The organism is Gemmatimonas sp. (assembly GCF_036405635.1).
GTDB lineage: Bacteria > Gemmatimonadota > Gemmatimonadetes > Gemmatimonadales > Gemmatimonadaceae > Gemmatimonas.
The window spans coordinates 1-16,485 of sequence record NZ_DASWXE010000143.1 but is presented as its reverse complement, the minus strand read 5'-3'; the positions used below and the strand labels follow the sequence as shown (position 1 = coordinate 16,485).

16 protein-coding genes are annotated in these 16,485 nt (G+C 65.7%); all 16 read right to left on the bottom strand.

Annotation, left to right across the window (positions count from 1 at the left end; all coding sequences use genetic code 11):
* Positions 1 to 1,986 (bottom strand): chemotaxis protein CheA (locus tag VGE27_RS12000; RefSeq protein WP_331049896.1); only part of this gene is annotated, 1,986 nt, incomplete at its 3' end.
* 37 nt (positions 1,987 to 2,023) lie between these two features.
* Positions 2,024 to 2,389: a response regulator gene (locus VGE27_RS11995; RefSeq protein ID WP_331049895.1), complete on the bottom strand. Its 366-nt coding sequence runs from the start codon at positions 2,387 to 2,389 to the stop codon at positions 2,024 to 2,026.
* Complete coding sequence (locus VGE27_RS11990) at positions 2,386 to 2,769, bottom strand: chemotaxis protein CheW (RefSeq protein WP_331049894.1); 384 nt, start codon at positions 2,767 to 2,769, stop codon at positions 2,386 to 2,388. The genes VGE27_RS11995 and VGE27_RS11990 overlap by 4 nt, the downstream gene beginning before the upstream one ends.
* A gap of 43 nt (positions 2,770 to 2,812) precedes the next feature.
* The gene (locus VGE27_RS11985; protein ID WP_331049893.1) at positions 2,813 to 3,802 is read right to left on the bottom strand and encodes an RluA family pseudouridine synthase; all 990 of its coding nucleotides are present in this window, start codon (positions 3,800 to 3,802) and stop codon (positions 2,813 to 2,815) included.
* A complete protein-coding gene (gene lspA, locus VGE27_RS11980; protein ID WP_331049892.1) occupies positions 3,799 to 4,380 on the bottom strand; it encodes a signal peptidase II in 582 nt (193 codons plus the stop codon). Before lspA (VGE27_RS11980) ends, VGE27_RS11985 begins: the two co-directional genes overlap by 4 nt.
* A 32-nt stretch (positions 4,381 to 4,412) precedes the next feature.
* Positions 4,413 to 4,949, bottom strand: a complete 537-nt coding sequence (gene lspA / locus VGE27_RS11975; RefSeq protein WP_331049891.1) for a signal peptidase II — start codon at positions 4,947 to 4,949, stop codon at positions 4,413 to 4,415.
* 1 nt (position 4,950) lies between these two features.
* Positions 4,951 to 5,385 (bottom strand): TraR/DksA family transcriptional regulator, encoded by a 435-nt coding sequence (locus VGE27_RS11970; RefSeq protein WP_331049890.1) that lies wholly within the window; start codon positions 5,383 to 5,385, stop codon positions 4,951 to 4,953.
* A complete protein-coding gene (gene ileS, locus VGE27_RS11965) occupies positions 5,385 to 8,678 on the bottom strand; it encodes an isoleucine--tRNA ligase (RefSeq protein ID WP_331049889.1) in 3,294 nt (1,097 codons plus the stop codon). The genes VGE27_RS11970 and ileS overlap by 1 nt, the downstream gene beginning before the upstream one ends.
* A gap of 67 nt (positions 8,679 to 8,745) precedes the next feature.
* Complete coding sequence (locus VGE27_RS11960; RefSeq protein WP_345788015.1) at positions 8,746 to 9,564, bottom strand: purine-nucleoside phosphorylase; 819 nt, start codon at positions 9,562 to 9,564, stop codon at positions 8,746 to 8,748.
* Positions 9,565 to 9,644: 80 nt separating this feature from the next.
* Positions 9,645 to 10,256 (bottom strand): DivIVA domain-containing protein, encoded by a 612-nt coding sequence (locus VGE27_RS11955; RefSeq protein WP_331049888.1) that lies wholly within the window; start codon positions 10,254 to 10,256, stop codon positions 9,645 to 9,647.
* Between the two features lie 11 nt (positions 10,257 to 10,267).
* Positions 10,268 to 10,972, bottom strand: coding sequence for a YggS family pyridoxal phosphate-dependent enzyme (locus tag VGE27_RS11950; protein ID WP_331049887.1), 705 nt, complete (start codon positions 10,970 to 10,972; stop codon positions 10,268 to 10,270).
* Between the two features lie 11 nt (positions 10,973 to 10,983).
* Entirely contained in the window at positions 10,984 to 12,798 is a 1,815-nt protein-coding gene (locus VGE27_RS11945; RefSeq protein ID WP_331049886.1) for a protein O-mannosyl-transferase family, read from the bottom strand.
* A 38-nt stretch (positions 12,799 to 12,836) separates the two neighbouring features.
* Positions 12,837 to 13,628 carry a diadenylate cyclase CdaA gene (gene cdaA, locus VGE27_RS11940; protein ID WP_331049885.1) on the bottom strand — a complete coding sequence of 264 codons (792 nt, stop codon included), beginning with the start codon at positions 13,626 to 13,628 and terminating at the stop codon, positions 12,837 to 12,839.
* A 60-nt stretch (positions 13,629 to 13,688) separates the two neighbouring features.
* Positions 13,689 to 15,674 (bottom strand): ATP-dependent zinc metalloprotease FtsH, encoded by a 1,986-nt coding sequence (gene ftsH, locus VGE27_RS11935; RefSeq protein WP_331049884.1) that lies wholly within the window; start codon positions 15,672 to 15,674, stop codon positions 13,689 to 13,691.
* Between the two features lie 12 nt (positions 15,675 to 15,686).
* Entirely contained in the window at positions 15,687 to 16,196 is a 510-nt protein-coding gene (gene hpt, locus VGE27_RS11930) for a hypoxanthine phosphoribosyltransferase (protein ID WP_331049883.1), read from the bottom strand.
* Between the two features lie 43 nt (positions 16,197 to 16,239).
* Positions 16,240 to 16,482: a tRNA lysidine(34) synthetase TilS gene (gene tilS / locus VGE27_RS19565; protein WP_414653562.1), complete on the bottom strand. Its 243-nt coding sequence runs from the start codon at positions 16,480 to 16,482 to the stop codon at positions 16,240 to 16,242.
* Between the last annotated feature and the right edge of the window lie 3 nt (positions 16,483 to 16,485).

Here is a 16,485-nt window from a genome sequence, read left to right as displayed (position 1 = left end):
GACGATGAGCGCCGGCGTGCCGTCACCCAGCACGGTGGCACCGCTGAACCACGGCGCGGCACCCTGCACCGTATCGAGCGGCTTCACGACAATGTCCTGCTGAGCCACGAGCGCATCCACCAGGAACGCGGCCCGTCGTCCTCCCGCTTCCACCAGGGCCAGATGCCGTTCGCGGTCCACCTCGCGATCGTCCTCCCCCCGTGATATGGACGACCCATCGAGTCCGAAGTACTCATCAAGCGCCACCAATGGAACGATCTCGTCGCGCACGGTGATGGCGCGGGCGTTTCCGGCGCGGTGACCAGCGGCCGACAGCGCGAGCGGCGCCACTTCCAACGCCTCGTGATAGGCCAATGCCTCTTCCACGTTCACCGCCGGCAAGGCGAACGTGGATCCGCGCACGTTCACCAACAGGGCCCGCGTGATGGTCAACGTAGCCGGCAGACGCAGGGTGAACACCGTGCCCTCACCTTCGAGCGTTTCGAGTTCGACCTGTCCACCCAGCGCGCGCACGCGCGTGCTCACCACATCCACGCCTACACCACGCCCCGACAAACTCGTCACCGCGTGTGCGGTGGAGAAACCGGCGCGGGATACGAGCGGCAGCAAGGCTTCATCGGTGAGCGTCGTCTCGGTCATCGGCACCAGCCCCTGATGCTGCGCACGACGCAGCACGGCCATCCGATCGATGCCGCGGCCATCATCCTGTACCTGGATGACCACCGTGCCGCGATCGCGGGCCGCGCGGAGGATGAGTTCACCGACCGGCGCCTTGCCCGCCGCACGACGGGTCTCGCTGTCCTCCACACCATGGTCGAGCGCATTGCGCAGCAGGTGCAGGATGGGGTCGCCGATCGCATCGAGCAGGGCCCGATCAAGCTCGATCTCGCGTCCCTCCATGACGAACTGCACCTCCTTGCCCAGTTCACGCGCCACATCGCGCACGAGGCGCGGAAAGCGATCGAACACCTGGGAGACCGGCTGCAGCCGTGCCTGCAGTACTTCTTCCTGCATCACGCTGATGAGCCGCGACGCATCACGTGCGGCCGCCACCACACCACGATCCGGTCGTTCCGATGCCTCGATGGCCCGCAGGAGGCGATCACGCGAGATCACCAGTTCGCCGACCAGATCGAGCAATCCATCCAGCCGCCGGGCATCCAATCGCACTGTGCGCACGGGTGCCGCCGCGGTCTGCACTTCGGGCTCATGCGCCCGCACCTGCACACGCGACACATCGCCTGCACTCCGTACGGCGTCGGCCAGCTGGTCATCACTGCCATCGGCCTGCACGACGAGGCTGAACGCGCCATCGAATGTGTCGTCCTGCCAGCGCTCCTGCGCTGGCGTGGTGCGCAGCACCTGACCAAGCGCGGCGAGCTTGGCCGACACGATCATCGCGCGCACACCTTTGAGCGGGCAGTCGTCGGCCAGTCGAACATCCACCACACGCGCTGTGCGTATCGCGATGGCCTCACTGCGCGGAGGAGTGACCAAGGCAATCGAAGCCAGCGGAGGCTCCAGGTCTCCACCATCGACGGTCGTGGCGGAGACGTGGACCGCCGCGCGCAGGGCATCATGCCACGCATCGTGCAGCGATTCGATCAGCACGTCGATGCGCGGATCGTCCAGTTGATCTCCACGGCCCAATGCGGCTTCATCGATCGCCGCGCGCAACGCACTGGTGCCATCGAACAACAGCACCAGTGCACCGGCAGTGATCGGTTCGGTGCCCGCCCGCAGTGGCTCGCAGCGTGACTCGAGCGCGTGAGACAGTCGCTCCACGGCGGAATAGCCCATCGCCGCCGCCATGCCCTTGATGGTGTGCATGCCGCGAAACAGTGTGGCCACATGCGTGCCGGATTCCGGCGACGCGGGCGCCTGCTCGAGCGCGAGCAGCGCGGCATCGAGTTCATCGAGGTGCTCGCGCGACTCCGACTGGAACAGCGCGGCATAGCGCGCAGCACCAGTGGTGGACGCGTCCATCACGACCTCGGAGTGCGCGCGCGCCTGACGAGTTGCGTCAGGCCGCGAGCACGCGGTTCACCGCTTCCAGCACCCGACTGGGCTGGAACGGCTTCACCACAAAATCCTTCGCGCCGGCCTGGATGGCTTCGACGACCAGGGCCTGCTGCCCCATCGCGCTGCACATCAGGATCTTCGCCGCTGGGTCGTGCTTCGTGATCTCGCGGACGGCATCGATACCGCCCATGTCCGGCATGACGATATCCATCGTCACGAGGTCGGGACGCAGGTGCTTGTACTTCTCCACTGCCTGGATCCCCGTCTCCGCCTCGCCGACGACTTCGTAGCCCGCCTGCGTGAGGATGTCCCCCACCATCGTGCGCATGAAGATCGCGTCGTCGCAGATCAGTACTGTCCGGCTCACCGTTCCCTCTCCTCGACTGAATGCATGTGCCGTGCGCACAGCGCCACGGCGTCCAGCGGCATCACGGCAGAGAGATCAGCCGAACCCGAAGCGTCCTTGGCTTCGGCTTCGTCGGTCATCACCCGCACGTCATGCACGGCGTCAACGGCCAACCCGAGCATCCGGGAGCCGTACGAGAGCAGGACGATTGAGCCCGGCGTGACGGCACGTACTCCGGTGCGGAGGGCCTGGAGATCCAGGACTGTGACAATTGCACCCCGCACATTGACGATGCCGGCCTGGAGAGCGGGCGTTCCCGGCACGGGGCGCACCCCAGTGGGGCGCACGACTTCCCGCACCTGAGCGATGGGGATGCCCAGCAGGTCCCCCCCGGAACGCACGACGAGCCACTGCGCGTGCGGCTCGTCGTTCAGGGGGAAGGCGTCAGTCGGCGTGATAGAAATGGAAGGTCTCGAGCGGGTCCTGTTGCGACTCCAGCTCCGGCATGCCGCTCAGCGCCGCCATGGACGTGCGCAAATCCGCCGGAAGCGGTGAACGCAGGTCGATGACATCGCCCGTGACGGGATGATGGAACCGCAGCCAGGCCGCGTGCAAGAAGTGGCGACGCGGTGGCAAGGCTGCCAGCCGCCGTCCCCCGCCCCCGCCATAGGTGTCGTCACCGATGACTGGGTGTCCTGTCGACGCGAGGTGCACGCGGATCTGATGCGTGCGCCCCGTGTGCAGGTGCGCCCGCAGCAGGTCCACGCTGTCAAAGCGCGCCAGTCGCGAGAAATCCGTGCGTGCAGCCTTCCCCGACTGGACGATTGCCATGCGCGTGCGGTCTCGCGGATCGCGGGCGATGGGCTTCTCCACCGTGATCCGATCTTCCGACAAGTGGCCCCAGCACACGGCCACATAGCGGCGTGTCACCTGACGGGCCGCCAGTGCACTGCTCAACGTGCGATGAGCGGAATCACTCTTGGCCACCACCAGCAGGCCCGACGTGTCTTTGTCGAGGCGATGCACCAGCCCGGCCCGATCTTCGCCGCCGCCTTCCGCGAGCGGCTCACCGCGGCCAAGCAGTGCGTTCACCAACGTGCCGGTCCAGTTGCCAGGCGCCGGGTGCACCACCATGCCAGCCGCCTTGTCCACCACCAGCAGGTGCTCGTCTTCGTAGACGACGTTCAGCGGGATCTGCTCGGGGATGATGTCTCGCCCGGGCGGCGGCGGAATGGTCACCCGGATCACATCACCGGTCTCGCCCTTGTACGACGCCTTCTCGCGCGCGCCGTTCACCAGCACGTTCCCATTCGCAATGAGCGTGGCCGCCTGCGTGCGCGACAGCGACGCATGATCGGCCACCAGCAAGTCGAGGCGTCCGCCAGCCGTGTAGCCAACCGTGAACTCTGACGTCGAAGCCGAGTCGCTGCTCATGCTGCGCCGTGTTCAGAGTCGTGTTCGGCATTGCGGGCAGCCGCCTGCAACTGCTTGTCATGTTCCCACAGCGCCAGAATCAGGCACACCGCGCCGACCGTCACGGCGGTGTCGGCCACATTGAAGGTCCAGAAGCGCGTGTCACCGATACCGATGTCGATGAAGTCCACCACACCTTCACGAATGCGGATGCGATCGATGAGGTTTCCAATCGCGCCACCCACCACGATGGGCACACCGATCGCCGCCAGCTTGGACAGCCGCGTGAGCTCGGCCGTAGCCTTGAGCAACACCGACACGATGACCACGGCCAGCGTGGCGAAGATCCAGCGCGACGCGGGCCCCAAGTGCATGCCAAAGGCCGCCCCCGGGTTGTACGCCAGCGTGAAACGCACCACGTCGCCGATGATGCGATGCGGAATGTGACGCGGCGTGAGATGTTCGACCGCCAGCGACTTGGTGACAAAATCGATGGCCACGACCACAGCCACGATCACCCAGAAGGTCATCGTGGCGGCAGCAGGCGGCGTGTCGGAGAGCGTGGCCGTGGCAGCGGCCGCGCGAGGGTTGGGCTTCATGGGCAACTGCCTGGAGAGCGGCCGCGAACGGCCTATGAAACGTCGGCGGAGCGGGAAGACGCCGCATACGCGGCCTGGTCGGCTTCGGCGCGTGCGACCTCGTCCCGCTCTTCACGCCACAACACGATGGCCAACAGGAACGCGCCGCTGCTCACGGCGATGTCGGCCACATTGAAGGTGGGCCAGCGATGCAGGCCCACCCCGATGTCGATGAAATCCACCACACCCAGTTCGGAACGGATACGATCGATGACATTGCCCACTGCACCGGCCGCCACGAGCGCGATCGCGAGCATGCGGCGAATATCGTCCTCCGCCGTCTGACGCAGCAGACGCCACAGCACGGCCAGCGCCACGATCGTCAGCACCATGAACAGCCAGCGGGAATACTCGCCAAGGTGCAAACCGAAGGCCGCGCCGGGATTGTAGACCAACGCAAAGCGGAACCAATCTCCGATGACGGAGATTGGCGCGCCGGACGGTGCCAGCACCGAAACCGCGACGGCCTTCGTGATCAGGTCCAGCACGAGGACGACCAGAAAGACCGGGAGAGCGACAAACAGCTTCACGTCAGCTCTTCTTCGCGTCTTCCTCGCGCTGCTTGCACGCGATGCAGTAGCGCGCATTGGGCAGCGCGTCGAGACGCTCGAACGCGATGTCTTCGCCACACTGGTGGCACTTGCCGAAGGTTTCCGGCGCCTTGTACAGGCGACGCAGCGCCTGATCGAGGTGCCACAGGAAGCGCCCTTCCTTCGACGCGAACAGGAACGCCTTCTCACGCTCCATGGCATCCGTACCCTGGTCTGCCATATGGAACGAATAGGCGCTCGAATCGCCGCCTTCGGACTCACCGTTGGGGCCAAACGCCTCGCCGTGATGGCCCAGTTCCTTCAGGACGCGCTTCCGCTCATCGAGCAGCCGCTTCTCGAAGTACTGGAGCTGCTTCTTCGGCATCGGCTTCGACTTCTTCACGTCCTTGGTCGACGTCGTCTTCGATTCAGCCATCACGACCCTTCCTTGGTGAGCGCCAGCCGGACCGGATGCCCATCGACATCCACGGCCAGCGATGCAGTCCACGTGCTGCCGTCCCCACCTTCGCGGAACGGCGATCCCGATTCGTCGCCAAGCAACAGTCGCACGGCGAGCACTTCCTGGGCGATATGATCGCGATGTGCGGCCACGGCGCCTTCCAACTCCTCGTCACCGGCGACAGCCACCGTGATCCGGTCGCTGACAGCCAGTTGCGCTTCCTTTCGGAGACGCTGTACCCGGCTGACCACTTCGCGCGCCAAACCTTCAGCTCGCAGCGCCGGGGTGATCGTGGCATCGAGCGCCACGCCGTACCCGGCATGCTCCTGCACCACCGCATCGCCCGACGCGCGCCGGATGATCGCCACGTCGTCCGGGGCAATCTCGCGCGCAGTCCCAGCCACATCGATGGACACCGATTCGCCGGCCGCCAATTGCCGCAGCAGGTCGGCCGTCATCGTGCCGACCGCCTCCGCCACCAACGGCGTTTCCTTGCCGAACTTCTTGCCCAGCGTGCGGAAGTTGGCCTTCGCCTCCAAAGACACCAGGGCATCCGTGGAAGTGACGAACTCCACCTGCTTGACGTTGAGCTCCGCCGCCAGCAGCGCGGACAGTGCCGACACCGCTGCCGCGTCGCCCGGCACCACACACTGCATCGACGGAAGTGGTTGACGCACCTTCACATCGGCCACGTCACGCGCGGCGTGGGCGAGCCCGGTCAGGGTGCGCACATCGTCCATCGCGGCTTCCAGCGTTGCATCCACCGACGTCGGGGACTCCCGCGTGTAACTCGCCAAATGCACGGAGGTTCCCGTCAGCGCCCGGTGCAGCGCGTCCGTCATGAACGGCGCAAACGGCGCGAGCAGCCGGCAGGTCACCACCAGCACCTCGTGCAGTGTGGCGAACGCCGCCCGGTTGTCGGCTCCATCGATATCGTAGAAGCGCGCGCGCGACTGTCGCACGTACCACTTCGACACATCGTCGTCCATGAACTGCATGACACGACGGGCGGCCAAGGTGGCGTCGTAGTTGTTCAGGTGCTGATTCGCTTCCTGCTCCACGCGCGTGAGACGCGAGAGGATCCAGCGATCGAGCGCCGGACGATCTTCCACCTTCGGATCCGCCGCACTCGGCGACCAACCGAAGTTCGCGTACTGCGCGAAGATGCCGTTGTACACATTGCGCACGGTGAGCAGAAAACGCCCCGCCGTTTCGCGAATGGCGTTTTCGTCGAAGCGCCGCGGCACCCACACCTGGCTCGATCCCACGAGGAACAGGCGCACCGCGTCGGCGCCATGACGCTCGAGCACCTCCCACGGGTTCACCACGTTGCCGCGGCTCTTCGACATCTTCTGACCCGATGCATCGAGCACGAGGTCGTTCACGACCACGTTACGATAGGGCGCGGCCACACCCTCACCGTTGTTTGGCAGCGCATCGCCCAGCGTCGTGGCGATCGCGAGCAGCGAGTAGAACCAACCACGCGTCTGGTCGACACCTTCGCAGATGAAGTCGGCGGGATACTGCGCCGCGACCTTGTCCGCGTTCTCGAACGGATAGTGCCACTGTGCGAAGGGCATCGAACCCGAGTCGAACCAGGTATCGATCACTTCCGGCACACGACGCATCGTGCCCTTGCCGCTGGGCGCAGGCCAGGTGTACTGGTCGATGTGCGGCTTGTGCGGATCAAAATCATCCGGCAACGGACGCCCGATGCGCTGCGCGAGATCGGCGTAGCTGCCGATCACGTCCACTTCGCTCGGGTCTTCGTCGTTGATCCACACCGGCAGGGGCGTGCCCCAGTAGCGATCGCGCGAGATGGCCCAGTCGACATTGTTCGACAGCCACTCGCCGAACCGTCCCGAGCCCACTTCGCTCGGATTCCAGTTCACCTGTCCGTTGCGGGCCAGCAGCTGGTCGCGCACAGCCGTAGTGCGTACGAACCACGAACCGCGTGCGTAGTACAGCAGCGGCGTGCCACAGCGCCAGCAGTGCGGATACGAGTGCACGAATGTGCTCGCCTTCCAGAGCACATCGCGCTCCTTGAGCACTTCGAGAATGCGCGCATCGGCCTTCTTCACGAACACGCCGGCCACTTCGGGCACACCTTCCACGAACTCGCCGCGCGCATTCACGGGCTGCAGGAACGCGAGCCCATGACGCTGTCCGGCCGCGTAGTCGTCTGCACCGAACGCCGGCGCCATGTGCACCACACCCGAACCATCATCGGCCGAGACGAAGTCCTCGCCCACGATGATCTCGTGCTTGCCCTCGTCGGGGTACGGCACCCAGTCGAGTGGACGACGATAGCGGCGGCCCATGAGATCACGGCCCGTCATCGTGCCGACCACGTCCCAACGGTCCGCCCAGTCGGCACCCAGCACGCCCGCCGCGCGTGCTTCCGCCAGGATGATCGTCCACTCGGCGCCCGTCTTCTTGCGCAGCTCGACGTATGACAGATCGGGGTGCACCGCCAGCGCGGTGTTGGACACCAGCGTCCACGGCGTGGTCGTCCACACCAGTACGCGTCGGCGCATCGCCGGTGCATTGCCCTGTTCGTCGAGCAGATCGAGCGCGATGTAGACGCTCGGATCTTCCACGTCCTCGTAACCCTGCGCGACTTCGTGGCTCGACAGCGCCGTGCCGCAACGCGCGCAATACGGCAGGATCTTGTGGCCGCGCGTCAGCAACTGCTTGTCGTGCAGCGTGCGCAGCGCCCACCACGCGCTCTCCACGAAGTTGTGCGAGTACGTGACGTACGGATCGCCGTAGTCGAGCCAGTACGCGGTGCGCTGCGACAGCTTCTCCCACTCACCACGATACTTCCACACGCTCTCGCGGCAGCGACGGTTGAACTCCGCCACGCCCACCTGCTCGATCAGTTGCTTGCCACCGAGCTTGGCGATCTCCGACGGATCCACGCCCTGACGCGCTGCCTCTTCCCGCTGGAGTTCCTTCTCCACCTCGATCTCGACGGGGAGACCATGCGTGTCCCAACCCGCCTTACGCGGCACGAAGTACCCCTGCATGGCACGATGCCGGCAGAAGAGGTCCTTGATCGTGCGCGAGAAGACGTGGTGAATACCCGGACGTCCGTTCGCGGTCGGCGGCCCTTCGAAGAACACGAACGGCTTCGCGTTCGCGCGCGCGGCCTGCGTCTGCTCGAAGAGCTGCTCGGACTCCCATGTGGCGAGCAACGCGGTTTCGAGCGCGTCGGCGCTGGTCTCGGGGAGCAACGGAAACGGTACGGCGTCCTGCGGCACGGTCATGTACGCTGGCGATCGAAAGAGGTCGGACTTCGGTCAGTACTTCGAAACGAAAAACAGGACGGGATGCCTACAGCTTTGCCAGCACACCGGCCACGACGGCCGACAACTTGGGTTCCGCCGTGCGCGCCACCGCGATGATGTCCTCGAGGCGCGCCGGCTGCAGCGCGTCGGGCAGGCAGTTGTCGGTGATGATGGAAAGCCCCAGCACCTTCATGCCGCCATGCACCGCCACGATCACTTCGGGCACCGTGGACATACCCACCACATCCGCCCCCATGCTGCGCAGGAAACGATACTCCGCGCGCGTTTCGAGATTGGGGCCCTGCACCGCCACATACACGCCTTCGCGCAGCGCCACACCATTGGCGAGCGCCACTTCGCGGGCGAGCGTGCGCAGCCGCGCATCGTACGGTTCCGACATGTCCGGAAAACGCGGCCCGAGCGTATCGTCGTTCGGCCCGATCAGCGGATTGTCGCCCAGCAGGTTGATGTGGTCAGCAATGAGCATCAGGTCGCCCGGCGCCCACAGAGGGTGCATGCCACCACACGCGTTGCTGACGATCAGTGTCTCCGCGCCCAGCGCGCGCAACACACGCACGGGGAACGTGACTTGTTGCAGCGAATAACCTTCGTAGCGATGGAAACGTCCCTGCATCGCGACGACCGTCTTGCCACCCAGCATGCCACACAGCAGACGCCCCCGATGCGACTCCACCGTGGACAACGGGAAGTTTGGCAGGTCGCCATAGTCGATGACCTGCTCGACCTCGATCTCGTTGACCAGTGCACCCAGCCCGGTGCCGAGGATGATCGCCGCATCGACGGGACGCGCGAAGCGCTTGCGCACGGCCTGCGCGCACGCTTCCACGCGTTCACGGGCATGCAGCCCCAGCGCGGGGTGCGACAGCGAGACCGCCGTGTGTTCCTGCGTGTATTGCAACTGCGGGCGGGCGCCCGGTGTCATCGTCACTGTCCATCCTCCACGGCATCGAGCCACGACGGCGTGGGAGCCAAGGGACGCGGTGGCAGCTCGCGCACATCACGCGCCACCGATGGCTCGGTCCGCTGGGCCGCGCTCGCGCGGGGCGTCGCGAAGTCCGGCACCGGCTCTGATTCTGCCGCGTTCAGGTCGGTGAGCTGACGCTCGAGATGATTCCGGAGCTGCGCGAGATAGCTGCGACGCGTGCGCCACAACGCCTGGAGCTCCTCTTCCGCGCGACGGACTTCCTCGCGCACCGCCTGTACCTGGCGCTCGGCTTCCTGCTGCGCTTCCCGCAGAATGAGCTGTGCCTCGCGCTCGGCCTGTTCACGAATGTCGCCGCGCAACTGCTGCGCGCTCACCAGCGCTTCGTTCAGTGCCTTGTCGCGATCACGGAACGACTTGAGCTGCTCGTGAAAATTGCGCGCCTTGGTATCCAGCTCCTGATTCGCGCGCGCCAGACGCTCGAGCTCCTCCGCCACCTGCTCGCGAAATTGGTCCACGCGCGCGCGATCGTAGCCACGCAGTGCGTTGCCGAAGTCGTAGCGCCGCGCATCGACGGCGGTGAGGTGAAAGCCCTGAAAATGCTCGTCAGTCATTCCGGATCCCGTCAGATGCGACTGCCGAAGAGTACCGTGCCCAGACGCACATGCGTTGCACCCTCTTCAACAGCGATTTCGTAGTCGCCGGACATCCCCATGCTCAACCACTCAGCCGGATGACCTGCCTCCTGCAATACCGCACGTGCGATGCGAGCCCCGGTGAACACGGTGCGCAGCTCCGCCTCGGCCGCTTCGAACGGCGCCATGGTCATCACCCCGCGGACCCTGAGGCCAGGGAGATCATGCAAGCGCTTCGCCAGCGCCGGGACATCAGTACGGTTCACTCCGCCCTTGCTGGTCTCGCCGCTCACGTTGACCTGCAACAGTACCTCGAGCGAACGCCCCGCCTTGGTGGCTTCCTCGTGCAACGCCACCGCGAGTCGTTCACTGTCGACGCTGTGCACCAGGTCGAACCGGGTGGCGTTACGCGCCTTGTTACGCTGCAGGTGGCCGATCAGGTGCCAACGTACGGGGGCAGACACCACTGCCATCTTGGACTCGGCTTCCTGCACCTTGTTCTCGCCCACATCCACCACGCCCGCGGCGTAAGCTGCCTCAACCGCGTCTGGCCCATGTGTCTTGGTCACGGCGATCAGTGTTACATCCTGACCGTGGCCACCGCGTGAACGGGCCGCGGCGATGCGCGCTCGCACCTCCGCCACCGATTCCCGCACCTGGTCCGCCGCGACCGCCGTGTGGCCCGAAACTGGCATAGCACATAAGGTTAGAACCCGCCGCACCACGACACAAGTAACGGATCGGACAGCCGCTCTATGGTATTACAGCGAAGCAGTTCCTGGGCCGTGCGGAGTGCCGGATCCACGCCGGGGGGAAGCTGTCCCAGCGCCGACGGCGGGGTGCGGTCACGGCTCTCCCGCATCGCTTGCAGGTCGAGCCCAACGGTCCGCGGGGCGAGCACCCGCGAGGGGGCGTAAACCAGGCCCTCCAGCGCCCATCCCACCGTGCCGTCCACTTCCACCCGCTCGCGACGGTCGAGCAGCGTGCTGACGCGCACCGGGCGCCGAGACCGTTCGGCATGAATCATCACGGACCGCAGCGCACCACGCAGTCCTGGCCAGTGCTCCACCGCCTGTTCAGGGAGCAATCCCTCACGCACCAGTTGCGCCCGGTACCACTGCGCCCCGAGCAGCGGCACCGTCACCACGGTCACGTCTTCCCGAACCGCCTCCACCTGCTGCAAGTACCAGAGGGGGAAGGTGTCGTTGTCCCCGCCAGCCAGCAGCACGCCACGCTCGGGCACAGCATCGAGCAGCAGCCGCGCATACACCCGAGGCAGGGCCGACACGGGCTCGCGGGTCCGATCGATGAGATGGCGATTCGCGACCAGCGGAATGACGGCCGCCAGGAACGGCAGCAGCGCGACGGGCGCTGGCAGGCGGCGCGCCAGCGTCGTGCTCACCGCGGTCAGCCCCGCTCCTGCCAGCATACCCCAGGCCCAAAAGCCCAGCGCGAAGAAATAGTCCCGGTCCCGGGCTTCATGCACCGTGTCGGGCGCAACGAGCGGCCCCCCGAACGTCGGCCCGAGGCGCATGTTGAGCCACACCGCCACGCCGAACGACGCGGACAACGCCAGCAGTGCCATCGCGCGGCCAACTCGCGCTTCATGTCTCCAGAGCGCACGCACGCCAAGCAGGCCGATCCACACAAAGAGCAGCGTAAGGGACGTGCGTGGCCATGACGGCACGGGGCGTGGCTCGAGTCCGAGTGCCACCTGCCAGTCGGCCCACTGCAAAACATTTCCCAGCTGCAACCAGAGCGGCGCCTGTCGGGGCCACAGTCCCGGCACCTGATACTGCTCACGGCGCAACACCGCGATCAGCGCCTCAAGCGTGACGGGATCGCCGGAGTTGAGCGCCGGGGCCCGGGCCGCCAGTAACGGCAACACCGCCACCGCCGAAAAGCCCAGCATCACCAGCAGCACCCAACCAAACACATCGCGGGTGCGTGGACGCGGCCCACGCCAGGCGAATGCCAGCGCCGCCGGCATGGCCACCAGCACGCTCAGGTGGAGTGGCACTGCGATACCGACCATGAAGGCCATCACGCCGCGCAAACGGGCCCGCTGCGACTCATCCACATCACCGCGACCAGCCCGTTCGGCCACCACCAACAAGAGCACACTGGCCAGTAGCGAGACGGCGTACACCTCGGTCTCGGTGGCATTGTTCCACACCGTGTAGAACGTGCTGGCGATGACCGCCGACACCACCGCACCACGCGCGCCGATCCACCGCGTCGCCAACCAGGCCCCCGCGCCCCCTGTGAGCGCGCCGGCCAACACCGACAGCATCGTCACCGCACGCGCGGGATTGAGCGATTGGAATGCCAATACTGCGATGCGCCCCATCACCACCCACAGCGGCGTGCCGGGCGGGTGAGGAATGCCCAACGTGTGCGCCGCGGCCGCCAGTTCGCTGGCATCCCAGAACGTGAGGTCCGGCGCCGCCGTGGCGAGATAGGCGAAGAGCAACACCATCGTGGTCACACCGGCTGCCACCACGTGTGACGGCAGCTTCACGCCACGGCGCCTCGCCCGTGGACGGGGCTCGCCAGCGTTCACCCGGTCCCCTTCGGTGTGCGCCATTCGCCGGTGCGTTCGCTCATGCGCTCGGCCGGGCGCACCGGATTGCCAAGGACCAGATCACGTACCTGCATGGGCGTGATGCCGGGTCGGAGTTCTCCACCCTGCGCCACCGAAATCGTTGCCGTCTCCTCCGACACCACGATCACGAGCGCGTCGGTCTCCTCGGCCAATCCCAGTGCGGCACGATGCCGAGTGCCCATCGATCGGGAGCTCACATTTCCCTGCGACAGCGGCAGGATGCACCCCGCGCCGACAATCTGATTGCCGCGCACGATGACCGCGCCATCATGCAACGGCGAGTACGGCGTGAAGATGGTAGCCAGCAGGTCGGTCGTGAGCCGCGCCTCGAGCGACGAGCCGCTATCCACGTACTCGTCGAGCGCCACTTCGCGTTCGATGGCGATGATGGCACCCACTCCACTCCGCGAGAGCCGCTCCACGGCGTCGGCGATTTCATCTTCACGGGACCCGACGGACTCTTCACGCGGGAACAGCTTGGTGACCGGTGCCTGTCCGATGTGCGCCAGCGCCGCACGCAGTTCGGGCTGAAAGATGATCAGCAGCGCGAAGAACCCGTACGTGAACAACACGCCGAGCAATTGACGGATCATCGTGAGTTGCAGCCAGTTGGCCAACCCATAGACCGCGAGCAGCACCACCACGCCCCCCAGGATCTGGAGCGCGCGGCGTCCCTGGACGAATCCGAGCAGCCGATAGAACACCAGCGCGACGACCCCGATTTCGAGACCGTCGCGCCAAGTCACCGTGAGCGGAAAGCTCAACGGGTCCGTCACGCCACCCCAGTGGCGTGCACCACCATCGCCTTACGCAGGGGCAACCTCGGGGCCACCGAGCAGCGGCGGCGTCACCGGACGCGCCGGCGTCGAAGCCGTATTGCTGGTCATGGCCGACGGCGACGACAACGTGGCTTCCGGACGCGGCGGCAACGGCTGTCCACTCTTGAGCAGCAGGATGTCGTCGCGCGTGAGGGTTTCGCGCTCGAGCAGCGCGTTCGCCACCAGATCGAGCAGGCTACGATGCTCGGTCAGCACCGACACGGCGCGCGCATGAGCCTCGAAGGCGACACGCTTCACCTCTGCATCGACCAGTTGCGACGTCTGTTCAGACACTTCGCGACGCGACTGGATCTCACGGCCGAGGAACAGTTCCTGCTCGTTGTCTCCCACGAGGATCGGGCCGATGGTATCGGACAATCCCCACTGCGTGACATAGCGACGCGCAATGTTCGTGGCCTGCTGGATATCGCTGGCCGCACCGGTGGTCACCCGATTGTGACCGAACACGATTTCTTCCGCCGCGCGACCGCCGTAGGCCATCACGAGCCGTGCTTCCAACTGCTCACGCGTCACCGACACGCGATCGTCTTCCGGCAGGGTGAAGGCGATGCCCAAGGCACGACCACGCGGCACGATGGTCACCTTGTGCAGCGGGTCATTGCCCTTGACCATCATCGCGCACACGGCGTGCCCCGCCTCATGGAACGCCGTGAGGCGGCGCTCTTCGTCCTTCATGACCAGCGACTTGCGCTCGGCACCCAGCATGACACGATCCTTCGCTTCCTCGAGATCGCTCATGAAGATCTTCTCGTGATTCTTGCGGGCCGCGAGCAGCGCGCCTTCGTTCACGAGATTGGCCAGGTCGGCGCCAGCCATGCCCGGGGTGCCACGAGCGAGCGAGGTGACGCTCACATCGTCGGCAATGGGCTTGTTGCGCAGGTGCACCTTGAGGATGCCCTCGCGGCCACGCAGGTCGGGCGCATCCACCACGATCTGACGGTCGAAGCGGCCCGGTCGCAGCAGCGCGGGATCGAGCACGTCGGGGCGGTTCGTTGCGGCGATGAGGATCACACCATCGTTGGACTCGAAGCCGTCCATCTCGACGAGCAGCTGGTTGAGCGTCTGCTCGCGCTCATCGTGTCCACCGCCGAGGCCTGCGCCACGATGACGGCCGACAGCGTCGATTTCGTCGATGAAGATGATGCACGGCGCGTGTGCCTTGCCCTGTTCGAACAGGTCACGCACACGTGATGCGCCAACACCGACGAACATTTCGACGAAGTCGGAACCGGACATGCTGAAGAACGGACGTCCGGCCTCGCCGGCCACGGCCTTGGCGAGCAACGTCTTGCCGGTACCCGGCGGACCCACCAGCAGCGCACCCTTAGGCAGACGACCACCCAGGCGCGTGAACTTCTGCGGGTCCTTGAGGAACTCGATGATTTCCTGCAGCTCGACCTTGGCTTCATCGGCGCCGGCCACGTCGGCAAACGTCAGCTTGGGCGTGTCGCCGCTGAGCAGCTTCGCCTTGCTCTTGCCGAACGAGAACGCCTTGTTGCCGCCGGCCTGCATCTGACGGAACAGGAAGATCCAGAAGCCGATGAGCAGCAGGTACGGCAGCATCGTGATCAGGAAGCTGCCCGCGTTGAAGCGGGGCTCCTGCGAGGCTGTACGCACACCGCGGGCATACAGGCGATCCTGTTCATCGGCCAGCGATCCGGTCACCATGCGGACCGTGAAGCGCTTGGCTTCCTGGTTCTGCACGCGGACGGGCTGGTTGAACTGCCCCACCAGCACGTTGTCCGACTGGAAGGTGGCCTGCTTGATGTTGCCCGCCTCGAGCTGCTGGCGGTAGTCGGAATAGCCGATTTCGGGAGCCTGCGCCTCGCGTCCGTTCCCGTAGGATAGGAACGCAACGGGGATCAGGATCACGAGAATCCAGAACGAGAGCGTCTTGGACCACCGCCCCCAGTTGTTGGGCTTCTTCGGCGCGGGCGTCATGTTTGGTGCCATGGAGTGACCGCCTTACTGCAGACTGGCGACGTACGGGAGATGCCGGAAATTCTCGGCATGATCGAGCCCGTAGCCAACCAGGAATTCGTGCGGTGCGTCGAAACCGACGAACCGCGTGGGATGACGAAGCTCATGGGCGATGTGCTTGTGCAGCAGGGCACAGATCTCCAACGAGCGGGGATTGCGTTCGCGCAGCAACTCGACGAGCCGGTTCAGCGTCCGCCCCGAATCGACGATGTCCTCGACCAGCAGGATATGCTTGCCTTCCAACTCCGTTTCGGGGTCGTACAGCAACCGCACCACACCCGACGACTCCATCGCATCGCCATACGATGACGCGACGAGGAAGTCGACCTGCAACGGACGATTGACGTGGCGCACCAGGTCACTCAGGAAGATAAAGCTTCCCTTGAGCAGCCCGAGCACGAGCAAATCTCCGTCGGGATAGGCCGCCGTGATGTCCGCGCCAAGCTCCTGCACACGCGTCGCGATCGCGTCAGCATCGTACACGACGCGTTTCATGGCCCGACCATCGAGTCGGGGGTCCGGGCGGATCTCCTGCGGTTCAGTCAAACTCGCGCTCACACCGATACCAGATCAGCTCCGATCGACCGGATCGGGACGGCGCCGCAAGACCGCGGCAAACTCCGGGAACCCACGCCACCTGATCGTCCACCAGCATCACTGGCCACTGTGATCGATCCGGAACGGGAATCCGCGATTCCGTAAAATACCGTGTCACACGCCGCCCTGCTGGTGCGCCGGCACTTCGGATGCGGTCGCCTTCCTGCCATGGACGGACGACCACCTG

What these genes read in the sequence shown, in the direction of transcription:
- VGE27_RS11985 (WP_331049893.1), bottom strand. Translation starts at nt 3,802, where the DNA reads ATGAGCAGCGACTCGGCTTCGACGTCAGAGTTCACGGTTGGCTACACG.
- lspA (WP_331049892.1), bottom strand. Translation starts at nt 4,380, where the DNA reads ATGAAGCCCAACCCTCGCGCGGCCGCTGCCACGGCCACGCTCTCCGAC.
- VGE27_RS11970 (WP_331049890.1), bottom strand. Translation starts at nt 5,385, where the DNA reads ATGGCTGAATCGAAGACGACGTCGACCAAGGACGTGAAGAAGTCGAAG.
- ileS (WP_331049889.1), bottom strand. Translation starts at nt 8,678, where the DNA reads ATGACCGTGCCGCAGGACGCCGTACCGTTTCCGTTGCTCCCCGAGACC.
- VGE27_RS11955 (WP_331049888.1), bottom strand. Translation starts at nt 10,256, where the DNA reads ATGACTGACGAGCATTTTCAGGGCTTTCACCTCACCGCCGTCGATGCG.
- VGE27_RS11950 (WP_331049887.1), bottom strand. Translation starts at nt 10,972, where the DNA reads ATGCCAGTTTCGGGCCACACGGCGGTCGCGGCGGACCAGGTGCGGGAA.
- ftsH (WP_331049884.1), bottom strand. Translation starts at nt 15,674, where the DNA reads ATGGCACCAAACATGACGCCCGCGCCGAAGAAGCCCAACAACTGGGGG.
- hpt (WP_331049883.1), bottom strand. Translation starts at nt 16,196, where the DNA reads ATGAAACGCGTCGTGTACGATGCTGACGCGATCGCGACGCGTGTGCAG.